General features: G+C 66.3%; 22 protein-coding genes and 1 pseudogene. 10 read left to right on the top strand and 13 right to left on the bottom strand.

All coding sequences use genetic code 11. The features are described from left to right. Nucleotides 1–143: 143 nt before the first annotated feature. The 3 genes from purC to E7773_RS05800 all read right to left on the bottom strand — a co-directional run bounded on the left by purC (nt 144) and on the right by E7773_RS05800 (nt 2,168). Entirely contained in the window at nt 144–923 is a 780-nt protein-coding gene (purC, locus tag E7773_RS05810; RefSeq protein WP_293989363.1) for a phosphoribosylaminoimidazolesuccinocarboxamide synthase, read from the bottom strand. A gap of 106 nt (nt 924–1,029) precedes the next feature. After that, nucleotides 1,030–1,914: an alpha/beta hydrolase gene (locus tag E7773_RS05805; RefSeq protein ID WP_293989361.1), complete on the bottom strand. Its 885-nt coding sequence runs from the start codon at nt 1,912–1,914 to the stop codon at nt 1,030–1,032. 68 nt (nt 1,915–1,982) lie between these two features. Beyond that, complete coding sequence (locus E7773_RS05800; RefSeq protein ID WP_293989359.1) at nt 1,983–2,168, bottom strand: hypothetical protein; 186 nt, start codon at nt 2,166–2,168, stop codon at nt 1,983–1,985. A gap of 116 nt (nt 2,169–2,284) precedes the next feature. Here E7773_RS05800 and E7773_RS05795 point away from each other — a divergent pair, with 116 nt between their 5' ends. The 3 genes from E7773_RS05795 to E7773_RS05785 all read left to right on the top strand — a co-directional run bounded on the left by E7773_RS05795 (nt 2,285) and on the right by E7773_RS05785 (nt 7,257). After that, the gene (locus E7773_RS05795) at nt 2,285–3,181 is read left to right on the top strand and encodes a LysR substrate-binding domain-containing protein (RefSeq protein WP_293989357.1); all 897 of its coding nucleotides are present in this window, start codon (nt 2,285–2,287) and stop codon (nt 3,179–3,181) included. 32 nt (nt 3,182–3,213) lie between these two features. Beyond that, nucleotides 3,214–5,463 carry a DNA topoisomerase IV subunit A gene (parC, locus tag E7773_RS05790; RefSeq protein WP_293989354.1) on the top strand — a complete coding sequence of 750 codons (2,250 nt, stop codon included), beginning with the start codon at nt 3,214–3,216 and terminating at the stop codon, nt 5,461–5,463. A gap of 81 nt (nt 5,464–5,544) precedes the next feature. Continuing rightward, nucleotides 5,545–7,257, top strand: coding sequence for an EAL domain-containing protein (locus tag E7773_RS05785; protein WP_293989351.1), 1,713 nt, complete (start codon nt 5,545–5,547; stop codon nt 7,255–7,257). Here E7773_RS05785 and E7773_RS05780 read toward each other — a convergent pair. The 4 genes from E7773_RS05780 to E7773_RS05765 are packed head-to-tail and all read right to left on the bottom strand — an operon-like array spanning nt 7,227 to nt 10,092. Next, nucleotides 7,227–8,414 carry a CCA tRNA nucleotidyltransferase gene (locus tag E7773_RS05780; protein WP_293989348.1) on the bottom strand — a complete coding sequence of 396 codons (1,188 nt, stop codon included), beginning with the start codon at nt 8,412–8,414 and terminating at the stop codon, nt 7,227–7,229. The two genes, E7773_RS05785 and E7773_RS05780, sit on opposite strands and share 31 nt — an antisense overlap. Then, on the bottom strand, nt 8,402–8,992 hold the full coding sequence (locus tag E7773_RS05775) for a CoA pyrophosphatase (protein ID WP_293989345.1): 591 nt from the start codon (nt 8,990–8,992) through the stop codon (nt 8,402–8,404). The genes E7773_RS05780 and E7773_RS05775 overlap by 13 nt, the downstream gene beginning before the upstream one ends. Next, complete coding sequence (locus tag E7773_RS05770) at nt 8,989–9,555, bottom strand: DUF1285 domain-containing protein (RefSeq protein WP_293989343.1); 567 nt, start codon at nt 9,553–9,555, stop codon at nt 8,989–8,991. The genes E7773_RS05775 and E7773_RS05770 overlap by 4 nt, the downstream gene beginning before the upstream one ends. Nucleotides 9,556–9,579: 24 nt before the next feature. Then, entirely contained in the window at nt 9,580–10,092 is a 513-nt protein-coding gene (locus E7773_RS05765) for an N-acetyltransferase (RefSeq protein ID WP_293989380.1), read from the bottom strand. A gap of 119 nt (nt 10,093–10,211) precedes the next feature. Between E7773_RS05765 and E7773_RS05760 the strand changes: the two genes are divergently transcribed. Then, entirely contained in the window at nt 10,212–10,583 is a 372-nt protein-coding gene (locus tag E7773_RS05760; protein ID WP_293989340.1) for a dihydroneopterin aldolase, read from the top strand. Here E7773_RS05760 and E7773_RS05755 read toward each other — a convergent pair. Further along, nucleotides 10,580–11,377: a hypothetical protein gene (locus E7773_RS05755; RefSeq protein ID WP_293989337.1), complete on the bottom strand. Its 798-nt coding sequence runs from the start codon at nt 11,375–11,377 to the stop codon at nt 10,580–10,582. The genes E7773_RS05760 and E7773_RS05755 overlap by 4 nt on opposite strands. A gap of 243 nt (nt 11,378–11,620) precedes the next feature. Between E7773_RS05755 and E7773_RS05750 the strand changes: the two genes are divergently transcribed. From E7773_RS05750 to E7773_RS05735, 4 genes are all read left to right on the top strand, one after another. After that, on the top strand, nt 11,621–12,289 hold the full coding sequence (locus E7773_RS05750; protein ID WP_293989334.1) for an energy transducer TonB: 669 nt from the start codon (nt 11,621–11,623) through the stop codon (nt 12,287–12,289). 85 nt (nt 12,290–12,374) lie between these two features. After that, the gene (locus E7773_RS05745) at nt 12,375–13,169 is read left to right on the top strand and encodes a MotA/TolQ/ExbB proton channel family protein (RefSeq protein WP_293989331.1); all 795 of its coding nucleotides are present in this window, start codon (nt 12,375–12,377) and stop codon (nt 13,167–13,169) included. Nucleotides 13,170–13,254: 85 nt separating this feature from the next. Continuing rightward, nucleotides 13,255–13,722: a biopolymer transporter ExbD gene (locus tag E7773_RS05740; protein WP_293989328.1), complete on the top strand. Its 468-nt coding sequence runs from the start codon at nt 13,255–13,257 to the stop codon at nt 13,720–13,722. 29 nt (nt 13,723–13,751) lie between these two features. Beyond that, entirely contained in the window at nt 13,752–14,180 is a 429-nt protein-coding gene (locus tag E7773_RS05735; protein WP_293989326.1) for a biopolymer transporter ExbD, read from the top strand. Nucleotides 14,181–14,347: 167 nt separating this feature from the next. Here the strand turns inward: E7773_RS05735 and dcd are convergent, their stop codons facing one another. The 3 genes and pseudogenes from dcd to E7773_RS15550 form a co-directional block, all read right to left on the bottom strand. Then, nucleotides 14,348–14,902, bottom strand: a complete 555-nt coding sequence (gene dcd / locus E7773_RS05730; RefSeq protein WP_293989324.1) for a dCTP deaminase — start codon at nt 14,900–14,902, stop codon at nt 14,348–14,350. An 18-nt stretch (nt 14,903–14,920) separates the two neighbouring features. Continuing rightward, a complete protein-coding gene (locus E7773_RS05725) occupies nt 14,921–15,481 on the bottom strand; it encodes a class I SAM-dependent methyltransferase (protein WP_293989321.1) in 561 nt (186 codons plus the stop codon). Nucleotides 15,482–15,764: 283 nt separating this feature from the next. Next, nucleotides 15,765–15,884: pseudogene (locus tag E7773_RS15550) on the bottom strand (SAM-dependent methyltransferase); the annotation flags it as partial. A 296-nt stretch (nt 15,885–16,180) separates the two neighbouring features. On the opposite strand from E7773_RS15550, the gene E7773_RS05720 reads away from it, so the two are divergent. Further along, nucleotides 16,181–16,576: a hypothetical protein gene (locus tag E7773_RS05720; RefSeq protein ID WP_293989318.1), complete on the top strand. Its 396-nt coding sequence runs from the start codon at nt 16,181–16,183 to the stop codon at nt 16,574–16,576. Beyond that, nucleotides 16,573–16,788, top strand: coding sequence for a hypothetical protein (locus E7773_RS05715; protein ID WP_293989315.1), 216 nt, complete (start codon nt 16,573–16,575; stop codon nt 16,786–16,788). Before E7773_RS05720 ends, E7773_RS05715 begins: the two co-directional genes overlap by 4 nt. On the opposite strand, the gene E7773_RS05710 is transcribed toward E7773_RS05715, so the two are convergent. Next, the gene (locus tag E7773_RS05710) at nt 16,780–17,226 is read right to left on the bottom strand and encodes a cytidine deaminase (RefSeq protein ID WP_293989312.1); all 447 of its coding nucleotides are present in this window, start codon (nt 17,224–17,226) and stop codon (nt 16,780–16,782) included. The genes E7773_RS05715 and E7773_RS05710 overlap by 9 nt on opposite strands. Next, a complete protein-coding gene (locus E7773_RS05705) occupies nt 17,223–17,897 on the bottom strand; it encodes a GH25 family lysozyme (protein ID WP_293989309.1) in 675 nt (224 codons plus the stop codon). Before E7773_RS05705 ends, E7773_RS05710 begins: the two co-directional genes overlap by 4 nt.

Genomic DNA, 17,897 nt, shown 5'->3' with positions numbered 1-17,897 from the left:
AGAACACGTCGACGCCGAGATACCCGCCCGACACGATCCCGAGCTTGGCGTGATAGAGGATGACCGCGATCACCGCGACCGCGCGTAAGCCATCGATCTCCGGCCGGTACCCCTCGCTCGCCCCCGGCGCGGTCAACGGTGCGCTACCTGCCGCGGTTCAGGCGATGCTTTTCAAGATCTAGCACCGCATTGTCCTCGCCCTCGGGCAACAGCCCGAGCCGCCGCGCGACTTCCTGATACGCCTCGGCCTCGCCGCCCAGGTCGCGGCGGAAGCGGTCCTTGTCGAGCTTCTCGTTGGTCTTCATGTCCCACAAGCGGCAGCAATCGGGGCTGATCTCGTCGGCCAGGATGATCCGGCCGTAGTCATTGTCCCAGATGCGCCCGAACTCGAGCTTGAAGTCGACCAGCCGGATGCCGATCCCGGCGAACAGCCCGCACAGGAAATCGTTGATGCGGATCGCCAGGTCGGCGATGTCGTGCATCTCTTCCTGGGTCGCCCAGCCGAACGCGGCGATATGCTCGTCGGTGATCATCGGGTCGCCGAGCTCGTCCGACTTGTAGGCATATTCGATGATCGTGCGCGGCAACTGCGTGCCTTCCTCGATCCCCAGCCGCTTCGACAGCGTGCCGGCGGCGACGTTCCTGACCATCACCTCGACGGGCACGATCTCGACCTGGCGGATCAATTGCTCGCGCATGTTGAGGCGGCGGATGAAGTGCGTCGGCACGCCGATCATCCCGAGCAGCGTGAAGATGTGCTCGCTGATCCGGTTGTTGAGCACGCCCTTGCCGCTGATCGTGCCCTTTTTCTGGGCGTTGAACGCGGTCGCGTCGTCCTTGAAATACTGGATCAGCGTGCCGGGCTCGGGCCCCTCGTAGAGGATCTTGGCCTTGCCCTCGTAGATCTGGCGGCGGCGTGCCATCGGTGGCGCTTACCCTTCCAATTGAGCGCCCCGGCAACGCGGTATGCGCGCCGGGGCGGGAGCCGCGCGGTTACAGGAAAGCGCTCGCTCGCGCAACGAAAGAGGATCAGCGGCCAAGGGCCGTGGCGATCAGGTGCCTAGTCTCCTTCCAGGCGGCGGTGCCGGGCGCGATCAATTCGACATGGCCGGTGTTTTCCACCGTGTGAAGTGTCGCCGCGTTCTTCGATCTGGCGACGTAGTCGGTGGCGAGTCGGTAGGGGATGATGCTGTCCTCGCGGCCGTTGACCAGATCCTGCGGCACGCCGAGCGGGAACAGCCGCGGGACCGACGTGTCGGCATAGACGTCGGGACGGCCCGGGCCCGGTTTGCCGACCAGTTGCGCGACGACATCGGTGCCGCAGCCGTTGTCGGGGCTGGCGGCGGTCGCCTCGAGGTCGGGCAAGCCGCCCAGGCTGATGACGTGCGCGATCGGCAGCGGATCGGCGGAGCGGAGCGGGCTCGACGCGGGGAGGTTGCGGCGCGCGGCGAGCCACAAGGCGAGGTGCCCGCCGGCGCTATGCCCGACCGCGACGACATGGCTCAGGTCGAGATGGTATTGGGCGGCGTCGGCGCGGAGCAGGTCGGTCGCCGCCGCCGCATCTAGGAACGTGCCGGGATAGCCGCCGCCCGGGCGGTCGACCCCGCGATAATCGATGTTCCATACCGCATACCCGGCCTTGCGCAGGTCGTCGGCGGCCCAGTCCATCAGGCTGCGGTCGGCGATGCTCGTCGTCCAGCATCCGCCATGGACCATCAGCGCGACGGGGAAGGGACCCGGACCGTCGGGAAGCCAGACGTCGACCTTCTGATAATCGTCGGTGCCGTAGGAGACCGTCGCTTGCGGCGCGGGGCGCGGGCGCGCGGTCAGGTCGGCCCAGGTCATCGGCATGAAGGTCGCGCTCGGCATGGCGGTGCATGATGCCAAGAGGGCGGCGATGGCAAGCCGGATCATCGCGCCACGTTACAGCATCGCCGGGCCGATCGCGAGGGAGCGGGAAATCGGCCCGGCGATGGCGTGGGTCAGCGCTGGCCGCCGATCCGAACCTGGCGCCAGCGGTGCTGCCACGGCGCGTCGAACTGCTGGCGGGTCAGCGCGTCGAACGTGTCGCCGATGATGCGCGCGATGCGGCGTACCAGCTTATCGATACCGGCAGTGAGATGGTGGCGGTTGGCGGCCCAATCGCCGCTAAGGAAATCGTCACGCATGGTCGTATCCTCTTCGGTCGGAGGGGTGTCGCTAGCCATGCCGATATGCGCGCCGCGGCCGTATCGCGCCAACAAATCGTTGGACAGGATCGACAAGCAAGCCTTATGGATTGGCGATGCGTCGCCTCCCGCCCCTCGCCGCCGTCCGCGTGTTCGAAGCCGCCGCGCGGCACGAGAATTTCACCAGCGCCGCGACCGAGCTCGGGATGACCCAGGCGGCGGTCAGCTATCAGATCAAATTGCTGGAGGAGCGGCTCGGCGCGCCGTTGTTCCGCCGCGAAAAGCGCCGCGTCGTGCTGACCGAGGCCGGCCGCCGCGCCGCGCCGCAGATCACCCGCGCGTTCGACGCGATCGATGCGGCCTTCGGCGCGATCCGCGAAGAGGATGCCGGGCTGCTCGCCGTGTCGACCACCAACACCTTCGCCAATACCTGGCTGGCGTGGCGGCTCGGCAGTTTCCAGATGGCGAACCCCGAAATGGCGGTGCGCTTGCTGACCGACGAAACGATTTCCGACTTCGCGGGCGGCGAGGCCGACATCGCGATCCGATCGGGGCTGGGCGGCTGGGAGGGACTCGCCGCCGAGCGAATCCTGCCGATCGACTTCACCCCGATGTGCAGCCCCGGGTTCGTCGACCGCTACGGCCCGCTGACGCCCGCCGATCTGCTGCGCGTGCCGCTGATCAGCCCGCACGATCCGTGGTGGCCATTCTGGCTGCGCGAAGCGGGGGTCGATACGCCCGAGGGTCCGCCGCGCCGCGGCGTGCGGCTCGACAGCCAGGCGCACGAAGGTCATGCCGCGATGGCGGGGCAGGGTGTGGCGATGCTGACGCCATTCTTCTGGCGCAACGACCTCGCCGAGGGGCGGCTGGTGCGGCCGTTCGAGCAGACCTCGACCCGCGGCTATGCCTATTGGCTGGTCTATCCCGAAGCGCGGCGCGGGGTGACCAAGATCAAGCGGTTCCGGGAGTGGCTGCTGGCAGAACTGGCGAGGGATTTGCCGAGTCCGGTCTAGCCTGTTCGCGCATTCCGCTCTAACCGCCTGCCATGAGTTCCGAGATCACCGACCTTTCCGACAACCCGCCGATCGGCGTACTCGACGCGCCGTTCGATAGCGCGCTTTCCGAACGTTACCTCGTCTACGCGCTGTCGACGATCACCGCGCGGTCGCTGCCCGACGTGCGCGACGGGCTGAAGCCGGTGCATCGCCGGCTGCTGTGGGCGATGCGGCTGCTGCGGATGGACCCGGCCGCCGCGTACAAGAAATCGGCGCGCGTCGTCGGCGACGTGATCGGCAAATACCACCCCCATGGCGACCAGTCGGTGTACGACGCGATGGTCCGGCTCGCGCAGGATTTCTCGCTGCGCTACCCGCTGGTCGACGGGCAGGGCAATTTCGGCAACATCGACGGCGATAACGCCGCTGCCTATCGCTACACCGAGGCGCGGCTGACGCAGGTCGCGACCGACCTGATGGACGGGCTCGACGAGGACGCGGTAGGTTTCCGCGCTACGTACAACGGCGAGGAGCAGGAACCCGAGTTGATGCCGGGGTTGTTCCCCAACCTGCTCGCCAATGGCGCGGCGGGGATCGCGGTCGGCATGGCCACGAGCATCCCGCCGCACAACGCCGCCGAACTGCTCGACGCGGCGGTCGCGTTGATCGACAATGCGAATGCTGACGTGCTGGAATATGTGAAAGGCCCGGACCTGCCGACCGGCGGGCTGATCGTCGATTCACCCGCGGCGATTGCCGAAGCGTACGCCACCGGGCGCGGCAGTTTCCGCACCCGCGCGCGGATCGAGCGGGTCAACGAGAAGGGGGGCGGCTGGCACCTGGTCGTCAGCGAAATTCCGTACGGCGTGTCCAAGGGCAAGCTGATCGAGAATATCGCCGACCTGATCAACGACAAGAAGCTGCCGATCCTGGCCGACGTGCGCGACGAATCCGCCGAGGACATCCGCATCGTGCTCGAGCCGCGCAGCCGTACGGTCGATTCGGACACGCTGACCGAGAGCCTGTTCCGGCTGTCCGACCTCGAAAGCCGCGTGCCGCTCAATCTCAACGTGCTCGATGCGACCCGCACGCCGCGCGTGATGAGCCTGCGGGACGCGCTGGCCGCCTGGGTCGAGCACCAGTTCGTCGTCCTGCGGCGGCGTTCGCAACACCGGCTCGACAAGATCGCCGACCGGCTGGAGTTGCTCGGCGGCTATCTGATCGCGTTCCTCAATCTCGATCGCGTGATCGAGATCATCCGTACCGAGGACGAGCCCAAGCCGGTGATGATAGCCGAATTCTCGCTGACCGACCGCCAGGCCGAGGCGATCCTCAACATGCGGCTGCGATCCTTGCGGCGGCTCGAGGAAATGGAGATCCGCAAGGAACGCGACGCGCTGGAGAAGGAGCAGGGCGAGCTCGAACTGTTGCTGTCTAGCGATGCGCGCCAGCGGACGCGGCTCAAGCGCGATCTGGGCAAGGTGCGCGAGCGCTACGGTTCGGAAACCGCGCTCGGGAAACGGCGGACGACGATCGCCGAAGCGGCGCCGGCGCGCGAAATTCCGCTCGAGGCGATGATCGAGCGCGAGCCGATCACCGTCATCCTGTCACAGCGCGGCTGGATCCGCGCGATGAAGGGGCATGTCGAGCTCGCCTCGGCCGATGCGATGAAGTTCAAGGAGGGCGACGGCCCGCGGTTCGCGTTCCACGCGCAGACCACCGACAAGCTGCTGCTCGCGGCCGAGACGGGGCGGTTCTACACACTCGCCGCCGACAAGCTTCCCGGCGGGCGCGGGTTCGGCGAGCCGGTGCGGCTGTTGATCGATCTCGACGGCGAGGTGCCGATCACCGCGCTACTCCGCGCGACCGAGGCCGAGCGCCTCCTGGTCGCGGCGAGCGACGGGCGCGGGTTCGTGCTCAAGGCGGCCGATGCGATCGCCGAGACGCGCAAGGGCAAGAGCGTTGTCACGCCGCGCACCGGCGCGAAGCTTCGGCTGGTGCGGCCGATCAAGCCCGAGGACGATTACGTCGCGGCGATCGGCGATAACCGCAAGATGCTCGTTTTTCCGCTCGCCGAAGTGGCCGAGCTGGCGAAGGGGCAGGGCGTGCAGCTCCAGCGCTATCGCGACGGGGGGCTCGCCGACGCGACGACGTTCAAGTTCGCCGATGGACTGAGCTGGGCGATGGGTGGCGAGAGCGGGCGCACGCGGACCGAAACCGACCTCCAGCCGTGGCGCACGGCACGCGGCGCGGCGGGGCGGATGCCGCCGACCGGTTTCCCGCGCGACAACAAGTTTTGAGCTCGAACAAAAGGCACACAAGTGGCTGAAATAGCAACAAGCTTCAGCCCACTTTAACTAATCGAAGCTAGTCGGGCGGGAATGGCGCTCGGATTTTCTCGCGCAAAGACCGCACCCGTCGTGGCCGAGGCCGCGGCGGACGGTCAATTGCAGCCGAGCCAGCTCGCCGGGATCGCCGCGTCGATCGAACTGATTCCGGTAGCGCTCGCGCTGGTAGGGCCGGTCGAGGACGGGATCGGGATTGCCGCCGCCAACGGCGCCTTCCGCGCCGCCGGACTGGGTACAACGGTCGGCGAATCGCCATTGATCGAACAACTCGGCGATCGCTTCGCACGGTTCCTGAGCAGCGACCGCGACCGCGAGGAATTCTCGTGGGAGTTCGGCAGCGCGGTCGATTGCCGGCACTTTAGGATCATGCTCGCGCGCCGCTCGCCAAAGTCGAGCCATTGCTTCGTCACGCTGACCGACCACACCGGCGAACTGCGCACCGAGCGTAATTTGCGTCGCGAAATGATGACCGACAGCCTGACCGGATTGCCTAATCGCGCCGCGTTCAGCGAGCGGCTGGAGGACAAGATCGCGGCGGGCGGCGACGCCGCACGCTATGCCGTGCTGATCATCGATCTCGACCGCTTCAGCCGGGTCAACGCTTGCCTCGGCTCTATGGCTGGCGACGAATTGCTGATCACCGTCGCGCGTCGGCTGAAGGGCGCGTTGCGCGCGGTCGATGTGCTCGCGCGCACGGGCGGTGACGAGTTCGGCATTTTGCTGACGCTCGAGGACGACCCGACCGAAGCCGACCATGTCGCGCAACGCATCGAAGCGGCGCTGGCGACCCCCTTCCGCATGTCGGATTTCGAGATTCGCGTCGCCTGCTCGATCGGCGTTGCGTTCGGCAGCGACGAGATCGAAGACCCCGAAGACCTGATCCGCCATGCCCAGTTCGCGGTGAAGCGATCCAAGGCCTCGGGCCATGCCGAGCATTACCAGACTCGCGCGTTCGATGCCGCGCGCACCGCGTTCGGCATCGAGACCGAGTTGCGCCGCGCGATCGAGCAGGGCGCGCTTCGCCTGACCTATCAGCCGATCTGTGATCTTGCCACGGGCCGCGTCGTATCGTTCGAATCCCTCGCCCGCTGGACCAGCGAAGGCGGGCAGGAATATTCGCCCAACCAGTTCATCCCGGTCGCCGAAGAATCGGGGCTGATCGTCCCGCTCGGGCGCTGGGCGCTCGACGAGGCAGCGAAAACGCTGCGCGACTGGGACGTGCGCGCGGGGGGTGGCTGCGGGATAAAGTTCGCGGTCAATCTGTCGGCGATTCAGTTGCATCGCGACGACATCGCGCCGGCGGTCGAACGCGCGCTGATGGCGAACAAGCTGGCGGGCAGCCGGTTCACGCTCGAACTGACCGAAAGCGCGCTGGTCGCTGATCCACAACGCGTGTCGGACACGATGCACGCGCTCAAGCAACTCGGCGCGACGATCGCGATGGACGATTTCGGGACGGGCTATTCGAACCTCGCCTACCTCCAGAAACTGCCGATCGACACGCTCAAGATCGACCGCAGCTTTGTCACGGGGATGCTCGCCGACCGCGACAAGGTCGCGATCGTTCGCGCCATCCTCAGCCTCGCGCAAGCGCTAGGAATGGACACGACGGCGGAAGGGATCGAGACCAACGAGCTCGCCCAGACGCTCGCGGCGCTCGGTTGTACGTGCGGGCAGGGCTATATCTACGCCAAGCCGCTCGAGGCCGACGCAGCCTACGATTTCCTGATGTCGGCCAACACCTGAGCGACTTCGTCGTCGGCGATCGCGTCGACTCGCCCCATATCCGGGAAACCTTCCGCGACCCAGCGATCCTCCACGCGGCGCAGCGTCCGCGCTACGTCGGGGCCAGCGGTGAGACCTTTCGCGACGAGTTGGCCGCCGGATAGCGATAGGGCGGGCGGCGTCCAATTGGTGAGTTGGTGGAGGCTGTCGCCGGCGAGCAGCAGGCGGTCGATCGCCAATTCCATTCCCAGCCGATACGCCAGCGCGCGCGGATCGCCGTCGGGCGGTCCCATCGCGCTTTCGAGGCGACGACGCTGGAGCTTGGATAGCTTAAGCCGCGCGGCGACATCCGCCGCGACGGTCGGATCTGAAGGCAAAATAGCGGCTAGCCGACGGATAGGATCAGGTTCGATCCCGGCGGCTTCTTCGCGATTGGCCAGTGCCGCCAACCGCGAGGCGCCGGCGATCTCGGGCAGCACCGGCGCGAAGATGCCGCGATCGAGCATCAATGCGACCACTTCAGGCGCGCGCGGCGCGACGAGCAGGCGGAGCAGCTCGTTGGCGATCCGCTCGCGCGACAGGGCCATCAGGTCGTTGGCGCGCTCGGTGCACGCCTTCAGCCCCTCGGGATCGGGCGAATCGCCGAACCGCGCGAGGAAGCGGAAGAAGCGCAGGATGCGCAAATGATCCTCGGCGATTCGCGTGAGCGGGTCGCCGATGAAGCGGACGCGGCGCGCTTCCAGGTCGGCGATGCCGTCGAAATAGTCGATCACCTCGCCACTGATCGGATCGGCGTATAGTGCGTTTATCGTGAAATCGCGGCGCGCGGCGTCCTCGCGCCAATCGTCGGTAAAGGCGACCGTCGCGTGGCGGCCGTCGGTGTCGAGGTCGCGCCGCAGGGTCGTGACCTCGTACACTTCGTCGTTCGCGACCGCGGTGATCGTGCCGTGCTTGATGCCGGTCGGAACGGCCTTGATCCGCGCCGCTTCGAGCAGGTCTACCACTACTTCCGGCGCGTGCGTGGTCGCCAGATCCACGTCGGCGGTGTCGATCCCCAGCAACGTGTCGCGAACCGCGCCGCCGACGATCCGGGTGGTGCCGGGACCGAGCGCCTCGACGACGCGCGCCAACCCGGCGCGGTCGCGCCATGCGGCGGGAGGCAGCATCACGCCACCCATCGCAGCCGCCGCGACAGGTTGACCATCATCGCCGCGGTCGCACCCCAGATGCGGCGGTCGTGCCAGTTGATTTCGTAATAGGTGCGCGTGCGCCCCTGCCACTCGGCGCTCGCCTGCACTTGGTTTGCGGGATCGAGCACGAACGCGAGCGGCACTTCGAACACGTCGGCGACCTCGGCTTCGTTGGGACGATAGGCGAGGTCGGGCGCGATCACGCCGATGACCGGTGTGACCGAATAGCCCGTCACGGTCAGATACGGGTCCGCCGCGCCGATCACTTCGACCGCGGCGCGGGGCAGCGCGATTTCCTCCTCGGCTTCGCGCAGCGCGGCGGCGGCGGCGTCCTTGTCCTCCGGGTCGATCCGCCCGCCGGGAAACGCGACCTGGCCGGCGTGGCGGCGCATACTGTCGGTGCGCTGCGTCAGAATCACACCGGGCTCGGGCCGGTCGGTGATCGCGACCAGCACGGCGGCGGCGGCAGGCTCGTCGGCCACCAGCGACGGCACGCTGTCACCGGGCAACAGCATGGGTGCATGATCGTGCGCCAGCGCCGCCCGCAACCGCTCAGCCAGCGTCATGCTGCCGCCTCGAGCGGAAAGAACGCGTCGTTGCTCCACACGCCCGCCGGGTCGTCGTCGCCCGATAGGGCGCGTTCGGCGAGTTCGTAATAGACCGGGCGCGCGACCAGTGCTTCGAGCCCGCCGCGCACATGAAGATAGGGACGCGGGCCGTCCTCGCCCTGTTCGAACCGCAACGGATGATCCGCGCCAGCCGTGATCATATCACCGGTGTTGAGCCGGAACGCCAGCCTGGCGTCACTGCCGGATCCCTCCGCCTTCATCTCCACCGCGACGAACGGCGCATCCTCGACCGCAATGTCGAGCTTCTCGACCGGCGTGACCAGCACGTAACCGCCATCGGGCTCGCGCCGCAGGATGGTCGAGAACAGCCGCACCATTTCCTGCCGCCCGATCGGCGATCCCTGGTGGAACCACGTCCCGTCGCGCGCGATCCGCATTTCGCTGTCGCCGCAATGCGTCGGGTGCCACTTCTCGACCAGCGGCAGCTTCTTCTCGCCCGCCAGCCGCGCGATGTCGGCGAGCGACAGGCTGGCGAGATCGGGCGGCGGCTCCATCGGCATGGAGCGTGGCTAGGCGACGCGAGGCTAGGCCGCAACCGCCGCGCGCGGGCCGAGCGCGCCGGAGATTGCCGGGACGTCGTTGCCGCGCGCGAGCAGACGATGCCGCTCGACCGGTCCGGGCAGCCGCCAGCCGCCGGTCGCCTCAGCGCTGAACCCCCAGAAGCGGCCATAATATTCGGGATCGCCGACCAGCATCATCGCGCCGTCGAGGTCGAGCTCGACCGCGGCGTCGAGCGCTTGCGACATCAATTCCTTGCCCAGCCCGCCGCGTTGCCGATCCGGCTCGACCGCCACCGGACCGACCATGACAAGCGGCCGGACCTCGCCGTCGTCCCCCGCGAGCTCGACCGGCCAGCACTGGATCGTCCCCACCAGCGCGCCGTCCTCGATCGCGGCGAAGCTCAATTCGGGAATCGCGTTTACGCCCGCGCGCAGGCGATACGCCGTCTTCCCGTGCCGGTCTCGGCCGAACGCGCGGTCCAGCAGCGCCTCGACGGCGGCGGGATCGACGGTCGCGATCGGCACGAACTCCAGCACTTCGGTCTCCTGTGCCCGGGGCGGCGTGCCCGGGGCGGGCGCGTTTAACGGCATCACGACTGAATACAAGGCGAACCGGGGTTGATCGCTGGCGGCGGGGCGGGCAGGGCGCGGCCACGATGAACGACCGCTTGCAACTCCACGTCCACGACCTCGAAGTAATGGTGCTGACCGGCATCTATTCGGAAGAGACGCACCTACCGCAGCCGTTGAAGATCTCGGTGACGGTCGATCTCGACCTGCCGGGACGATTCGAGCCCGAATCGCCGCTGACCGAATCGAAGAACTATCTCGATCTGAAACACGCCGCGACAGCCGCTCTGCCCGTCGGCGTCCACTTCAAGCTGGTCGAAGCGGTCGCCGAGCATATCTGCGAGACGCTGTTCCTGCAGGACAAGCGAGTCGCGCGAGTCGAGGTCCGAATCGTCAAGCTGGCGATCGCTGAAGCCGGCGAATCGATCGGGATTTCGCTGGTGCGCCACCGCCGCTAGCCGCGGCAGGCGCCCAAACCCTTCTTCACGAAGGCATAATCGTCGCGCACCGCCGCCGCGTCGGCGGGGTCGAGTCCAGCGAGCATGTCCGCGGGGATGTCCCCCGGCAGGCCGCACGCCAGGCGGTACCACAGGAACGTATCGCGCGGCGGCGGGGGCAGGGCATCCTCTACCACTTCGCTCAGCGACACCGTCCAGACCGGGCTCCGATCCTGCTTGCGTACGATCGACAGCGAGATCGGGTGCCCGCTGGTCTTCAGAAAAATCTGCGTCTCGCCTTCGCCCGGCAAGGTGCCGGCGGCATGGAAAGCGTTGGTGATTCCCGTGATCGCGGGCGGCGCGCCGGCGGTTGCGATGTCGGCCGCGATGCGCCGCACGGTCGCCTCGGTCGCCGGGCTCCAGGTCAGTTGAGCCCCGTTCGACACCAGCTGAATCTGATCTGACGCGGTTACGACGGACCGTGCGAACAGCAGCACGCGCTGCTTTTTCAGCTTGGGCGGATCGCCTTGCGAATCCAGTTTGGCATCATAGAGATAGCCGACGCGCGGCGGCACCGCGCCGGGTCCGCGGATCAGCGCGACGACGTCCAATGTCACGTACAACCGGACGTATCCGGCGGCGACATTCGCCGCCTCCGCACCCTTTATCCTGACCGCGTCGCGGATCGTTCCGTCGATCACCATCGGGGCCCGAATCGCAAGATCGGCGACGTCGGCATAGCGATAGGATGGGGCGGCGGGGCGGGTCGCGGCAGCGGATGGGGCCGCCGCCACCGCAAGAGCGGCAGCGGTCAAGAATCGTACCATGGGAACACTCGACATGCCGAAAGGGTTAGGCGAAGAGATCGTCTCGAAACAGAAATAAATCTGGGGCAGGGCGATTGTACGTTTGTTGCGTCCGACAAAGCGTTTGCGTCGTTCCTAACGTGGCGATAGAGACTCGCGTTCTGCCCGATCCGGCGCTAGCCGAGGGGTGAGTTGCCGGATCGTTAACGGTCGGTAACGTTGAGGATCGCGATTAGGGAGTTGGGTTTCTGAATGGCATATGCTGATCGTGATACAACCGGCAGCCGCATCGTAGCGATTGTTATCTGTTCGCTGATCGTTGCGGCGTTCGGCTACGCCTTCGTGACCGGCCTGGCGTCGAGCATCGCCAAGAAGGTTTCGGAAAAGCTCAATACGTTCGACGTGGCCCCGCCGCCGCCGCCGCCGCCGCCCGACAAGCCGCCGCCGCCGCCGCCCGACCAGCCGAACCTGCCGCCGCCGCCGACCGCGCCGCCGGTGTTCAACACGCCGATTCCCGCGCCGGTGACCTTCCCGCCGCAGCCGCCGCAGCCGCCGACGCTGGCGCCGCCGCAGCCGCCCGCGCCGCCGCAGCCCCCCGCGCCGCCGGCCCCGCCGCGCGTTGCGGTCGCGGTGTCGCCGCGTGGCGATCAGGGCAACTGGTTCCCGCAGGATTCCTATCCGGCGGCGGCCAAGCGCGCCGGCGCACAAGGTCGTGTCACGGTTCGCGTCGGGGTCGGGACCAATGGCCGCGTCACAAGTTGCCAAGTCGTGTCGTCGAGCGGCAATAGCGATCTCGATAACACGACGTGCAGCCTGGCGACGCGTAACGCCCGGTTCAACCCGGCCAAGGATCCCAATGGCACGCCGATCGAATCGACGTTCACGATCCGCGGTGTGCGTTGGCAGTTGCAAGACGAATAAAATCGATCGGACAGCGCCCTTCCAAGGGGCGCTGTCCGGCTAGGTTCTGACGCGATTATTAGACGATCTAAAGAGGAAGCATCGAATGAGCATCTCCATCCTTAATGCCGACGCCTCGGGAGGCGCCCAGGAACAGTTCGGCGTGATGAACGCGCTCCATCAGGGCGGTTTCATCTCGTACACCGTGGCGGGCATCCTGACCCTCATGCTGTTCTTTTCGCTCTACATCATGTTCACCAAGCTGTTCGAACAGCAGAAGATCATGAACCAGGCGCGTCGCGTGAAGGCGAGCTTCTGGAACGCGAATTCGCTGCGCGAAGGCGCCGCCAAGCTCGAGAAGAATTCGGCCTACAAGCAGCTCGTCGACGACGGTCTCGCTGCGCAGGAACAGCATAGCCGCCTGACCGACCCGGTCGAAGCGCACGACTGGCTGCACGGCTCGCTCCGCCGTTCGGAAGACACGATCAACTCGCAGCTGGGCGGCGGGCTCGCCTTCCTCGCGACGGTCGGCGCGACCGCGCCGTTCATCGGTCTGTTCGGTACGGTGCTCGGCATCTACCGCGCGCTGATCAACATCGGCCAGGCCGGCCAGGCGTCGATCGACAAGGTCGCCGGCCCGGTCGGCGAGGCGCTGATCATGACCGCGTTCGGTCTGGTCGTCGCGGTTCCCGCAGTGCTCGCATACAATTGGCTGCAGCGCCGCAACAAGTCGATCTCGGAAGACCTCAGCGCTTTCTCGAACGACGTGCTCGGCTACCTCGCGTCGAACGGCGCGGTGAAGCCTTCGGTAGCGCGCAAGGCCGGCGGCTCCGCTCCGGCGGCCAAGCCGGTGGCGACCACCACGGCCGGCCAGACCGGCGGCGTGCCGACCAAGTCGTAAGGCACGGATCACGGAGCGGGGCGCCCCGCTCCGTGTGCCCCCGGCGCGTTGCCGCGGGTAGCCGAATTAAGGATAGGATAGCTTAATGGCGTTTAGCACCGGAGGCTCCGACGACACCCCGATGTCGGACATCAACACCACGCCGCTCGTCGACGTGATGCTGGTGATGCTCATCATCTTCCTCATCGCCGTTCCCGTCGTGGTTCAGAACATCAAGCTGAAGCTGCCCGACGTGAAGTACGACCCGACGACGACCAAGCCCGAAAACGTCTCGCTGTCGATCACCAAGGACGACAAGGGGCAGTGCGCGATCTATTGGGGCATGACCCGGATGGGTCACCAGGAATTGTACGACAAAGCCAAGAAGAAGATGGACGCCGATATCAAGCGGCTCGAGGCGGCAGGTCCGATCGATCCCGACAAGATCCCCGAAGTTCACATTCGCGGCGATATCGATGTCCCGTACAAATGTGTCGGCGGCGCGATCTACACGATGCAGAGCGCCGGGTTCATCAAGGTCGGCTTCATCTCGCAGCCGCCGCCCAAGTCCTGACCGCTAGCGATAATACGGAGTTTTGAACCATGGCAATGAGTGGCGGCAGGGACGATGGCTCGCCGATGATGGACCTCAACATGACGCCGATGATCGACGTCCTGTTGGTGCTCCTCATTCTGTTCATCATGACTATCCCGGCCCAGACGCACGCGGTGAAGGTCGACCTGCCGGTCAATTCGAAGTCGCCGGCGCCGCCGGTCGAGCCGCAGAAGAACAAGATCATCATCTACGCTGATGACCGGATGACCTGGAACGGTACCGAGATCGCCAGCGACGACCAGCTGGCGCAGTATCTCGAGGCGACCAAGCAGATCGTGCCCGAGCCCGAACTGCACTTCCAGCCCTCGCCCGATGCGCGCTACGAGAAGGTCGACAAGGTGCTGGCGGTGATCAAGCGGTCGGGTATCACCAAGCTCGGCTTCATCGGCAACGAATATTACGCCAACGAATTCTGACGCTTCCTCGGATGTGAACAGAAGGGCGGTTGCATGAGCGGCCGCCCTTTTTCATTGAGAAGTACCGATTGCGAGACGCGCCGCAGCAAAGCCGCGTCGTCGGACCTCGCTGCGCGAGGCCGGTCGCGCTTTGGCCGTGGCGCCGATTAGCTGCGCTAATCGACTGATCAAAGTTTGGGCAGTGTTACGCCGCGCTGGCCCATATATTTGCCCGCACGGTCGGCGTAGCTCGTCTCGCATGGTTCGTTCCCTTTCAGGAACAGGAACTGGCACGCGCCTTCGTTGGCGTAGATCTTGGCCGGCAGCGGAGTCGTGTTGGAGAATTCGAGCGTGACGTGCCCCTCCCATTCGGGTTCGAGCGGGGTCACGTTCACGATGATTCCGCAGCGTGCATAGGTCGACTTGCCGAGGCAGATCACCAGCACGTCGCGCGGCACGCGGAAATATTCGACCGTCCGCGCCAGCGCAAAGCTGTTGGGCGGGATGATGCAGCAATCGGTCTGGCGATCGACGAAGCTGGTCGCGGCGAAATCCTTGGGGTCCACCACCGCGCTGTCGATGTTGGTGAAGATCTTGAACTCTTCCGCCACGCGCGCATCGTAGCCGTAGGACGACAGGCCGTAGCTGATGCAGCCCTCGCGGCGCTGCGCTTCGACGAACGGCTCGATCATGCCGTGTTCGGTCGCCTGTTGGCGAATCCAGCGGTCGGACAGGATGGTCATCCCGTCCGGGTAGCGCAGTCAGGCGCGGGCCTCCAGCACCATGTTGGTGTCGGTGCTGGCGGCGCGGCGTACCGTGGTGAAGCCCGCTTCACGCAGTACCTCGGACAGCCGTTTTTCGCCCGCCTGTGCGCCGAGCGCGAGACCGACTTCCTGCGCCTTGGAGGCTGGAACGCATGCCACGGTCGAGAAGCCGTAGAAGATTTGTCCGAGCAGATGGAGGTTCTCCATCAGGCTGTCGCCCGCCAGCGGCTCGACCAGCATCAACGTGCCGCCGGGTTTCAGCGCGGCGCGGATGTGCCGCGCCGCGCCGACCGGATCGCCCATGTCGTGCAGCGCGTCGAAGATGCACGCAAGGTCGAAGCCGCTGCCGGCGAACTCCTTCGCGGTCGCGACCTCAAAGCGGGCATTCCCGACCTTGGCGTCGCGAGCCTTGGTCTGGGCCGCAGCGACCGAGGGAGCATGGAAATCGTACCCCACGAACTGCGATCGGGGAAAGGCCTGCGCCATCAGGACGGTCGATGACCCGTGGCCGCACCCGATATCCGCCACCGTCGCGCCGGCCTCCAGCTTGTCCCGCATGCCGTCGAGCGCAGGCAACCAGCTGTCGACCAGATTGACGGCATAACCCGGGCGGAAGAACCGGTCGGTGCCGCGAAAGCAGCAGGGGCGACCGGTCGCCCCAGCTGAACCCGCGACCGTCGCGGATCGCCGCGGTCGACTTGTCCTCGTCGTCGTAGGTCGATTTTACCGCCTCGATGAATCCCTGGAGGCAACGCGGGTCGCCGTCGCTGGCGAAGATCAGTTCGGCTTCGAGCGACAATGTGAACCGCTCGCCATCATAGTCGATGTAACCGGCGGCGGCGTTCGCGCTCAGCCATTCGCGGACATACCGCTCTTCGAGGCCCACGGCAGCCGCGACCTCTGCGCTGGACGCCGGCGATGTCTTGGCGAGCGCGGCGTACAGCCCCAACCGGTCGCCCATATACGCCATCAACAACGACATCGCGCCGCCGATATGAGTCAGCACCTTGCCGAACAATGCCTCAAATTTCGCTTGATCGATCGCCTGCGTCGCCATCATCCGACTCCCGTTGCGATGACGCAACACTATCAGATCGATGGGACGAGCAAAAGAATCTTAGGGTAAACGATGCCGGCGCCGATTTGCGTTGAGCGCCAAACCGACGGGAGAACAAGCATGCGGATCGATAGCTCGCGGGCACTGGGCGGCTATGCTGCCGCTATGACATTGACGACCGTTTGGCTTGATTGTCGGCCGTGGCGTCTCCGTCCTCCAGGTTCGATACGATCGACGTACAGCGGATCAACGTTCGCGAACCCGACGGTACATTACGGTTGGCCATCGCCAACCACGCACGCATTCCCGGCGTGATCATCGGAGGCAAGGAATATCCCAATCCCAACCGGACCGAGGCCGGGATGATCTTCTACAACGACCAGGGCGACGAGAACGGCGGACTGGTGTTCGACGGCGGGCTGAAGAACAGAGTGCCGGCCAATGGTGGCAGCCTGACCTTCGACCGCTGGCGGCAGGACCAGACGCTCCAGCTCGTCAGCCTCGAGAACGGCACGGATCGGCGCGTCGGCGTGCAAGTCAACGACCGACCCGACACCACGCTGACCTCGCCGCATTCGGTCGCTGGCATGCGATGAAGCCAAGCCCCGAACGCGACGCACTGACGGCGAAGGCGGGGTTCGGCAACGCCCGTCGCGCCTGGCTTGGCCGTACCGAGGATGGCACGGTGGCGCTGGTGCTGAGCGATCCGCAGGGGCGCCCGCGGCTGACCTTGGGCGTAGGCAAGGACGGCGAGCCTAGTGTCGAACTGCGCGACGCCGGCGGCAAGGTGACGCGAACGCTACGCTAGGCCGAGGCTCGCCGGGCCGAAGGCGTGCGGGAGCAATTCCGACAGCCGGTATTCCTCGATCGGCCCGCCGGTCAGGCCGGAGCAGTAGATCGCGAGGTCGCGTTTGCCGAGTTGCGCGGCTTCGTTGAGCACTTGGCGGCACCGGCCACAGGGGAGGATGGGCTCGATGCCCTCCTTGCCCGTCATCCCGCCGACGATGCCGACCGCGACGATCTCGCGCAGCCGTCCCGAAGCGCTGGCGATGGCGGTGGCGACGGTTTCCGCGCATAGCGTCAGGCCGTAGCTCGCATTCTCGAAGTTCGCGCCGCCGATCACGTCGCCATTGCTCATCAGCAGCGCAGCGCCGACCGAAAAACCCGAATAGGGGGAATAGGCATTCCCCGCTGCCGTCCGCGCCGCCGCAATCAAGGTTTTCGCCCAATCACTATCGCTGCTCATTTCGCCACCACATCCCAATTGACCGTCCTATCGACGCCGTCGATCCGACGCATATCGTTCGCGCGCCATATCCGCCATGGCCGCGCGGCGTAATCGGGCGCGAAGAAGTTTGCCGCGCTCCAAACGGGGCGGTCGAAAGCTGCAGTCACGCGATACCGCGCCTCGAACGCGCGCGAGACGAGCAGGATGACGGGCCGATCGCTATGCGCTTCGACCGCGGCGATGAAGCGGCGCAGCTCCGCCAGTACGGCATCGCGCTCAGGCCGGGCATCGCAGCCCGGAGCGAAGTCGATCGATAACGCCGGGGGCAGCGCGTCGGCCGACATGGGGACCGTGGTGTTGAAATTGTTGATCTGGTCGGCGGCAGAGCGGCACAGCGACAAGACGTGGATAGCGCCGCGCCGGATATCGGCGGCCGCCGCGCCGCGCCAATTTTCCTCGAACCGGGTGTCGCGATCCGCACCATCGGTCGCCACGATATAGCCGAACTCGGCGCCCGCCGCCTTGACCGCGTTCCAGTCGATTGCGCCGGTTGCCGCCGACACATCCACGCCCTGAGACGGATAGTTGGAGGGGGAGGGGCGCCAGTTCAGCGCGAACAGATAGAGAGCGACCGCGAACGCGATCGCGACGGCGATCAACCCGCCCCACAAAGCCTTGCGCCTGGTCAT

It is taken from the genome of Sphingomonas sp. (assembly GCF_004799495.1).
Taxonomy (GTDB): domain Bacteria; phylum Pseudomonadota; class Alphaproteobacteria; order Sphingomonadales; family Sphingomonadaceae; genus Sphingomonas.
Note: the sequence above shows the minus strand (reverse complement) of the source record. Positions and strands in the feature narration are given on the sequence as shown.